The sequence below is a fragment of the Actinomadura bangladeshensis genome (assembly GCF_004348335.1).
Classification (GTDB): Bacteria; Actinomycetota; Actinomycetes; order Streptosporangiales; family Streptosporangiaceae; genus Spirillospora; species Spirillospora bangladeshensis.
This window is the reverse complement of the sequence record NZ_SMJW01000310.1, coordinates 1-8,277: the sequence shown is the minus strand read 5'-3', so window position 1 is coordinate 8,277 and position 8,277 is coordinate 1. Positions and strand designations below refer to the sequence as shown.

Below are 8,277 nucleotides of genomic sequence, written 5' to 3'. Positions count from 1 at the left end.
TGCCGGAGCTCATCAGTGTGGAAGTGGCTGCGGAAACATGCCTGATCGTTGGAGGAGCCCATGTCCGCACCGATCGTTGTGGGAACGGACGGATCCGGCATCGCCGAGCGCGCCGTGGATTGGGCGGTCAGCGACGCGGCGACGGCCAGCGCGGCGGCGAGCGCCGTGCGGCGCCGCACGCGCGCGGGCTTCGGGCGTGCCGGCTCCGGGCGCGCGGGGACGGAGAGGTTCTGGGACGGGTTCGGGCGTGACGGGGAGCGGGACACCGGACCTCCAGACGAACGCGGCGTCCCTACGGTGCCACCGATCTTCGTCCGATGCCACCGTCCGCACCGGCCGACCCCGGACGCCCTGCGGGCCCGAACCGAAAGCGCTTTCCATCAACGGAAAATGGACGTATTCCATCGGAACGGTCCATTGGAAAATGGTTCGGTAGGCGTGCGCCGAGCGTGAGGGCGCCGCTGCGGCATGTCGCCGACCTGCGTTTTGGCAGGATGCGACAACGATGAGACGACATCCCACCGGGCGAAAACGTTGCGATTATGGTCATACGTGGTGAATTCTTAGGGACTTCGGCAAACCATCACCTCGCGAACAGCGGCGCGGGTGCACTGACCCTGGCCCCCGGCCTGGGGGGACGATCTATGACCTGGGACATGCGCATGCGCAACAACATGTTCCGCCGGCTGCCGGTGGAACAGGCCACCGGCAGGCTGTACGGCGGACGGCACCGCCTCCGCGTGGTCTACCGGACCCGCGACCTCGTCGTGCTGGGCCTCGGCGTGATGATCGGCTCCGGCATTTTCAAGATCGCCGGCGAGCAGGCCAGTTCGACCGCCGGACCCGGCGTGCTCATCTCGTTCCTCATCGCGGGCGGCGTGTGCGTGCTGGCCGCGCTGGCGTTCGCGGAGCTGTCGTCGATCATCCCGGTGGCGGGCAGCGCCTACTCCTTCAGCTACGTCGCGTTCGGCGAGGTGTGGGCGTGGGTCGTCGGCTGGGCGCTGCTCATGGAGCTGCTGCTGGCCGCGTCCGTGCTCGCGCGGGTGTGGTCGCTGTACTTCACGCAGGCGCTGCACGACTTCGGGGTGCCGATCCCGGGCTGGCTCGGCGAGGTGATCGGCCAGGTCAAGGGCCCGGACGTGCTGGCCTTCGGCATCCTGGTGCTGGTCGTGGTGATGCTCGCCACCGGCAGCCGGATGAGCCTGAAGACGCTGTGGTACATGGTGATGGCGAAGGTCATCGTGATCGGGCTCGTCATCGCGACCGGCCTGAAGTTCTTCGACGCCGGCAACCTCACCCCGTTCATCCCGCCCGCGCGGCCCGCGCCGGAGCGCGACCAGACGGTGCTGGACGCCGTGCTCGGCGCGTTCGGCGGCGGCACCCCGCACGTGTTCGGCGTCTGGGGGCTGTTCGCCGCCGCGCCCGCCATCGCGTTCGCCTACATCGGCTTCGACCTCATCGCGACCGCCTCGGAGGAGACCGACGACGCGCCCCGCAAGGTGCCGCGCGGCATCCTCACCGCCCTGCTCACCGCGATCGTGCTGTACGCGGCGGTGGCGATCGCGCTGGTCGGCATGGTCGGGATGGACGGGTTCGCCAAGCTCGACCCGGATAAGCTGCTGCTGGCCGCCGCGTTCGACGGGGTCGGCGCCGGCGCGATGGGCAAGATCGTCGACGTCGGCGCGGTGCTGGCGCTGACCACCGTGATCCTGGTGGTGATGATCAGCCTGACCCGGGTGGTGTTCTCGATGGCCCGCGACGGGCTGCTGCCGCGCCCGCTCGCCGCGATGAGCCGGTACAAGGTGCCCTCCCGCGCCACGCTGCTGGCGGGCGGCGCGGCGGTGGTCATGTCGCAGACGTTCGACGTGCTGACGCTGGAGCAGCTCGTGGTGATCGGGACGCTGTTCGCGTTCCTGTTCGTCGCCGCCGCCGTCCTCGCGCTGCGGCACTCCCAGCCCGACCTGCACCGGCCGTTCCGGATGCCCGCGGCGCCGCTGGTCGTGATCGCGACGATCCTCGCGGTCGGCTGGCTGATGCTGAACCTCAAGGTCGAGACCTGGGCGTACTTCGCGATCTGGATGGCCGTCGGCATCGTCCTGTACCTGCTGTACGGGCGCCGGAAGAGCCAGATGAAGCTGCTGCTGGACGCACCGCCGGCGGACCGCCCGGTCGCCGCTCCGATGGCCGCCGCGCCGCCGCCGGGGGCACTGCCCGGGCCGCTGCGGCCGGGCGCGTCCGGGGGGCTGCCGCCCGGCGTCGTCCCCGCCGGCGGGCCCGGCCTCGACGATCCCCTGGCCTACCCGCCCGGTGCGCCGAACGCCCGCCAGGCCCCCGGGCCCTACGAGTCCGGGCCGTGGCCCGGCGACCGGCGGCCCGGCGCGCCGGAGAGCCCCTACCCGACCGGCCGGTACTCGACCGGGCGGCAGCCGGGCGGGCAGTTCGCGCGCGAGCCGTACCGGCCCGGGCAGCCCGCACCGGAGCGGTACGAGGGCGGCGCGCCGTACCGGTCGGGCGGGTACGGGGCCGGGCCGCCCGCCGACGCCGATCCCTACGCGGTCGATCCGGGCGTGCCGAACCCGTACGCGTCCGGCCCCTACCGCGAGCCGGGCCGCCGCGACCAGGGCTACGGCGACCAGGGCTACGGCGACCAGGGATATGGCGACCAGGGATATGGCGAGCAGGGCTACGGCGAGGAGCAGGAGGAGCCGCCCGGCAGCGGGCGGCACCGCCGCTGAGCCCGCGGGCGGCCTGAGCCGCCTTTTGTGAAGTTCCGCCGAAAGCAGCGGGCGCCGGCCTCCTTCCCAGGGGGTCGGCGCCCGCTTTTCGCAACCCTCCGCGCACTGGACATCCGCCTCCGCCCGGGTTATGTTGTTCTCAACACGAGATGAACTCACATTGAGATCAACTAAGCGGGAGAGCGCGGATGGCACCGGAACCGAGGCGCGGCGAGGCGGAGTTCCTCGCGAACTACGACCCGCGCGACTACGACCCGGTCGCCGTGACCGTGGACGTGGTGGCGCTGACCATCCGGGACGGCGCCCTCCACGTCCTGCTGGTCCAGCGCGGGAACGCCCCGTACGAGGGCATGTGGGCGCTGCCGGGCGGTTTCGTCCAGGCGGGCGGGCCGCTGCAGGGCACCGACGCCGAGGACCTGCCCGACGCGGCCGTCCGGGAGCTGGCCGAGGAGACCGGGCTCAGCGCCAAGGGCGGCGTGATCGGCCGCGTCCACCTGGAGCAGCTCGGCACCTACGGGTCCCCCGGCCGCGATCCGCGGATGCGCGTCATCTCCGTCGCCCACCTGGCGTTCGCGCCGGAACTGCCCGATCCCGAGGCGGGCGGCGACGCGGCCGCGGCGGCCTGGACGCCGCTGGACGCGCTCGGCCTCACCGAGTCGGGTGAGCAGCGTCCGGGCACCACCCGCCGGCTGGCCTTCGACCACGCGCGGATCCTCGCGGACGGCCTGGAGCGGGCGCGCGGGAAGCTGGAGTACACGCCCCTCGCCACGGCGTTCTGCGGCGGCGAGTTCACGATCCCCGAGCTGCGCGCGGTCTACGAGGCGGTGTGGGGCGAGGAACTGCACGCCGGCAACTTCCACCGCAAGGTCCTGTCGGTGCCCGGGTTCGTGGAGAGCACCGGCGCCACGTCCGACCGGGGCGGCCGGCGCGGCGGTCCCCGCCCCCGGCTCTACCGGGCCGGCGACGCCCGCCTCCTGCACCCCGCCCTGCTGCGGCCGAGCCGGGAGGAGGAGATCCGATGAGCGAAGCGAGCCGGGGGGTGCGGGGGGAAGGCCCCCCACGGGGTACCGAGGTGAACGCCCTGGACGACGCGCTGGACGACGCGCTGGACGACGCGCTGGACGACGCGCTGGACGACGCGCTGGACGACGCGCTGGACGACGCGCTGGCGCGGCTCGACCGGGCGCGGGCCCCGGCCGACCTGTTCGGCGACGACGCGGCGGAGGCCGCGCGGCGGTACCGGCGGCTGGCCCGGCTCGTCCACCCGGACGCGACGGGCGGCCGCACCCGCGACGCGTTCGTCAGGCTGAACGCGCTGTGGCGCACCTACAACCGCGGCGACCTGAACCTGATCACCACCCGCCGCCACGCGTACCGGCTCGGCGCCGACCCGATCAGCGGCGATCTCGCCGAACTGTACACGGCGCGTCCCGAGACCGGCCGCGGCGTGCTGCTGAAGATGCCGCGCGACCCGCGCGACGGCGATCTGATCGAGCGGGAGGCGGTGGCGCTCCGCCAGCTGCCCAAGGACGGCGACGGGAAGTTCCTGCCGTACGTCCCGCGGCTGGTCGAGTCGTTCCGGCACCGGGACGCCGCCACCGGCACCCAGCGGCAGGTCAACGTGATCGCCGCCCTGGACGGGTTCCACAGCCTTGCCGAGGTCGGGAGGGCCCACCCGGGGGGCGTCGACCCGCGCGACGCGGCCTGGATGTGGCGGCGGCTGCTGGTCGGCCTCGGGTTCGCGCACCGCGCGGGAGTGCTGCACGGGGCGGTCCTCCCCGACCACGTGCTGATCCACCCGGAGGAGCACGGCCTGGTCCTCGTCGACTGGTGCTACTCCGTCCCCGGCTGCTACGCGCACGTCGACTCGTCCGGGCGCGTGCCCGCGATGGTCGACCGGTACGCCGGCTGGTACCCGCCCGAGGTGCCGGGACGGCGGCCGGCGAGCCCCGCGACCGACATCTTCATGGCCACCCGGTGCATGACCGAGCTGATGGGCGGCAAGGCGCCCCCGGCGATGCGCTCGTTCGCCCGCGGCTGCACCCTGTCCGCGCAGAACCGGCGCCCGTCCGACGCCTGGCGGCTGCTGGCCGAGCTGGACGAGCTGCTGGAGCGGCTCTACGGCCCGCGGCGCTTCCGCCCCTTCCACCTGCCCGCCCCGAACTGAAGGAGATCCGCCATGGGAAGCGGACACTGGTCCACCGACGTCTACGCCGCCCGCGCGAGCTACCGCGCGTCCACCGGCGCCAGCGCGTTCGCCTACTCCGACGGCGGCGCCACCGCCGTCCACCCCGACCTCGACCCGTTCGGCGTGGCCGTCCGGGAGAGCCGGGACTCCGCCGACCACCCCGAGTCGCTCGCGATCGGCGTGCTGTTCGACGTGACCGGCTCGATGGGCACCGTGCCCCGGACGCTGCAGAGCAAGCTCCCCGACCTGCTCGGGCTGCTGCTGCGCAAGGGGTACGTCAAGGACCCGCACATCCTGTTCGGCGCGGTCGGCGACGCGACCTGCGACCGGGCGCCGCTGCAGATCGGCCAGTTCGAGGCCGACAACCGGATGGACGACGACCTCGGCAAGATCCTCCTGGAGGGCGGGGGCGGCGGCCAGATGCGCGAGTCGTACGAGCTGGGCATGTACTTCATGGCCCGGCACACCGCGATCGACTGCTTCGAGAAGCGGGGCAGGCGCGGCTACCTGTTCATGATCGGAGACGAGCTGGCCTACCCGAAGGCGAAGCGGCGCGAGATCGCGAAGGTCATCGGGGACGAGCGTGCGAGGGACGTCCCGATAGCCGAGCTCGTCCGGGAACTGCAGCGCAAGTACGACGTGTACTTCATCATCCCCGAGGGCGCCTACCACTCCGGCAGCCGCGAGCTGGCGGACTTCTGGCGCGGGCTCCTCGGCCAGAACGTCCTCTACCTGGACGATCTGGACGCCGTCTGCGAGACGATCGCGCTGACCATCGGGCTCGCCGAGGACGCCATCGACCTCGACGAGGGCCTGGAGCACCTGGCCGAGGCGGGCTCGGACGCCGGCGCGTCGGTGTCGCGCGCCCTCGCCCCGCTGGACGCGGCCCGCGCGCCGGTCGCGGTGTCGTCCACGCCGCCGGGGCTGGACGCCCCGGGTCCGTCCGCGACGACCCGGCTCTGAGCCCATGGAACTCGACCGCAGGGACCACGTGATCGTCGTCGACCTCGGCTTCGGGGACGCGGGCAAGGGCACGGTCGTCGACCACCTCTGCTCCGCGAACGCGCTTGCTCTGGGGGGACGACCCCCCAGACCCCCCGGCGGCCAGAGGGTCACCGCGGTCGTGCGGTTCAACGGCGGCGCGCAGGCCGCGCACAACGTCGTCGCGGCGGACGGGCGGCACCACACGTTCGCCCAGTTCGGCTCGGGGACGTTCACGCCCGGCGTGCGGACGCACCTGTCGCGGTTCATGCTGGTCGACCCCCTCTCCCTCGCCGCCGAGGCCGATCACCTGCGGGCGCTCGGCGTCGGTGACGCCCTCGACCGGCTCACCGTGGACGGCGACGCCCTGCTGACGACGCCCTACCACCGGGCCGCCAACCGCGCGCGGGAGTCCGCGCGCGGCGCGGCCCGGCACGGGTCGTGCGGAATGGGCATCGGCGAGACCGCGTCCTACGCGCTCGCGCACGAGGACGCGCCGCGCGCGGGCGACTGCCTGTCGCCCGCGCGGCTGCGGCGCCGGCTCGGCGCGCTCCGCGACTGGTACCTCGACACGTTCCCGGGCGGCGGGGGCGTCCCGGACATCGACGCCTGCGCCGACGCCTTCACCGCCTTCGGCGAGCGCGTCCGCATCGTCGGCGGCGACCACCTCCATGGCCTGCTGCGCGACGGGAACGTGGTGTTCGAGGGCGCCCAGGGCGTCCTGCTGGACGAATGGCACGGCTTCCACCCGTACACGACCTGGTCGACGACGACGTTCGCCAACGCCGAGACGCTGCTCGCCGAGGCGGGCGAGACCGCGACGCGGCTCGGGGTGCTGCGCGCGTACGCGACCCGGCACGGCCCCGGCCCGTTCGTCACCGAGGACCCGGCGCTGACCGCCGACCTCCCCGACCGGCACAACGGCACGGGCCGCTGGCAGGGCGCGTTCCGGGTCGGCCACCTCGACGCCGTCGCGCTCCGGTACGCGCTGGAGACGGCGGGCGGCGCGGACGGCCTGGCGGTCACGCATCTGGACGTCGCGGGGGCACGTCCCGATCTGCGTGTCTGCCCGGCCTACGAACTGGACGGCGAGCGGATCGAGCGGCTGGAGACCGGGCCGCCCGACCTGGACCGCCAGGCCGCCCTCACCCGCCGCCTCCTGCGCGCGCGGCCCGTCCTCGCACCGCTCGGCGACCCGGTCGAGACGATCGAGGACGCGCTGGGGGCGCCGGTCGTCCTGCGCTCCTACGGCCCCGCCTCGGCCGACAAGCGGAGTGGCCGGGATCGGACACCCATTGACCTCGGCCTCCGGTGAGACCAAGATCCCGCTGAACGCCGCGGATCTTCCGGAGGTGGACGTTGCGTCTCCCCCAGCGCATGCTCTCGGTCCTGACGACGGCCGCCGCCTCGCTCGCCCTGCTGGCCGTCCCGGGGCCGGCCGCGTCGGCGCGGACCGGCGACGGATGCGACCCGATCGACCCGGCCGCGTGCCTGCTGCCGTTCCCGAGCGACTGGTACACGGTGGCGGACGGGAGCACGGCGACGGGCCGCCGCGTCCATATGCGGACGACGCTCAAGAACGCGCTCGGCCTGCCCGTGTCGCCGGACGAGTGGAACCGGTCGGACGGCTTCTCGCCCGGATCGATGCTGCTCAGCCGCGTCCCCGGCGTCGACCTGGCCCGCAGCGGCGCCGCGCCGGTCACCGACATCGGCTCCTCGCTGGACGCCGGCGCCCCGATCGTCATCGTCGACACCGCGACCGGCGAACGCTGGCCGTACTGGGCGGAGCTGGACGCCAACGCGCCCGACGACCGCAAGGCGCTGATCGTCCGCCCGGCGAAGAACTTCCGGGAGGGCCACCGCTACGCGGTCGCGCTGCGGAACCTGCGCGACGCGTCCGGGAACCTGATCAAGCCGAACGCCGCGTTCGCCAAGATCCTCGGGCCGGACCTGCCGTCCACCGACCCGCTGGCCGGGCGGCAGCGGGACGAGAAGAAGGTCCTCGCCGCGCTCCAGGCGAACGGTGTCGGCCGCGACGGCCTCTACCTCGCGTGGGACTTCACCGTCGCGAGCCGGCAGAGCCTCGCCGGGCCCGTGCTGCACATGCGCGACGACGCGCTGCGCAAGCTCGGCGACCGGTCCCCGTCGTTCCTCGTCACCCAGGTGACCGACAACGTGGACGACAAGATCGCCCGCGAGGTGAAGGGGATCGTCTGGGCGCCGAGCTACCTCGACCAGTACGGCGGGCTGCCCGGATCGTCCCTCCACCGGGGCCGGGACGGGCAGCCGGAACAGCTGCCCGGCAACTCCCAGGCCGTCCCGTTCCAGTGCGAGATCCCGAAGTCGGCGCTCGACCTGTCTCTTAGACACAAC

5 protein-coding genes and 1 pseudogene are annotated in these 8,277 nt (G+C 73.5%); all 6 read left to right on the top strand.

The window, feature by feature from the left end; genetic code table 11:
- The first annotated feature begins 644 nt into the window (after positions 1-644).
- The gene (locus tag E1284_RS35750; RefSeq protein ID WP_243714949.1) at positions 645-2,735 is read left to right on the top strand and encodes an APC family permease; all 2,091 of its coding nucleotides are present in this window, start codon (positions 645-647) and stop codon (positions 2,733-2,735) included.
- 188 nt (positions 2,736-2,923) lie between these two features.
- Positions 2,924-3,757, top strand: coding sequence for an NUDIX hydrolase (locus E1284_RS35745; protein WP_131944586.1), 834 nt, complete (start codon positions 2,924-2,926; stop codon positions 3,755-3,757).
- Positions 3,754-4,902, top strand: a complete 1,149-nt coding sequence (locus E1284_RS35740; RefSeq protein WP_243714948.1) for a serine/threonine-protein kinase — start codon at positions 3,754-3,756, stop codon at positions 4,900-4,902. The genes E1284_RS35745 and E1284_RS35740 overlap by 4 nt, the downstream gene beginning before the upstream one ends.
- Positions 4,903-4,914: 12 nt before the next feature.
- Positions 4,915-5,886 carry a hypothetical protein gene (locus E1284_RS35735; RefSeq protein ID WP_131944585.1) on the top strand — a complete coding sequence of 324 codons (972 nt, stop codon included), beginning with the start codon at positions 4,915-4,917 and terminating at the stop codon, positions 5,884-5,886.
- Between the two features lie 4 nt (positions 5,887-5,890).
- Positions 5,891-7,219 carry an adenylosuccinate synthetase gene (locus E1284_RS35730; RefSeq protein ID WP_131944584.1) on the top strand — a complete coding sequence of 443 codons (1,329 nt, stop codon included), beginning with the start codon at positions 5,891-5,893 and terminating at the stop codon, positions 7,217-7,219.
- A gap of 62 nt (positions 7,220-7,281) precedes the next feature.
- A pseudogene (locus E1284_RS35725) lies at positions 7,282-8,277 on the top strand (hypothetical protein); the annotation flags it as partial.

Coding starts and splice junctions, on each gene's coding strand:
- E1284_RS35750 (WP_243714949.1), top strand. CDS start 645: ATGACCTGGGACATGCGCATGCGCAACAACATGTTCCGCCGGCTGCCG.
- E1284_RS35745 (WP_131944586.1), top strand. CDS start 2,924: ATGGCACCGGAACCGAGGCGCGGCGAGGCGGAGTTCCTCGCGAACTAC.
- E1284_RS35740 (WP_243714948.1), top strand. CDS start 3,754: ATGAGCGAAGCGAGCCGGGGGGTGCGGGGGGAAGGCCCCCCACGGGGT.
- E1284_RS35735 (WP_131944585.1), top strand. CDS start 4,915: ATGGGAAGCGGACACTGGTCCACCGACGTCTACGCCGCCCGCGCGAGC.
- E1284_RS35730 (WP_131944584.1), top strand. CDS start 5,891: ATGGAACTCGACCGCAGGGACCACGTGATCGTCGTCGACCTCGGCTTC.